Genomic DNA, 434 nt, shown 5'->3' on the forward strand with positions numbered 1-434 from the left:
CTTCAACAGCGGCCTGTTCACCTACGGCGCCTCCAGCCGCCCGGAAACCTCGGGCATGGGCGTGGCGATCATCGGCTCGCTTTATATGATGGTTATCGTGCTTCTGCTCTCGCTGCCGCTCGGCGTCGCCGCCTCCATCTATCTGGAGGAATTCGCCAAGAAGAACCGTTTCACCGACCTTATCGAGGTCAACATCAACAATCTGGCCGCAGTGCCGTCAATCGTCTTCGGCTTGCTCGGCCTCGCGGTGTTTATCAATTTCCTGGGCATGCCACGCTCCGCCGCTTTCGTCGGTGGCCTGGTGCTGACGCTGATGACGCTGCCGACGATCATCATCGCGACGCGCGCCGCGCTTGCCGCGGTGCCGCCGTCGATCCGCTCGGCAGCTCTCGGCCTTGGCGCCTCCAAGATGCAGATGGTGTTCCAGCACATCC

1 protein-coding gene is annotated in these 434 nt (G+C 62.2%); it reads left to right on the forward strand.

Going from position 1 to position 434, the window contains the following annotated elements:
* Positions 1–434, forward strand: a 434-nt coding sequence (locus EN884_RS38225; RefSeq protein WP_128361245.1) for an ABC transporter permease subunit, incomplete at both ends; no start/stop codon positions are given.

The organism is Mesorhizobium sp. M7A.F.Ca.AU.001.01.1.1 (assembly GCF_004022735.1).
In the GTDB taxonomy this organism is placed as follows: Bacteria; Pseudomonadota; Alphaproteobacteria; order Rhizobiales; family Rhizobiaceae; genus Mesorhizobium; species Mesorhizobium ciceri.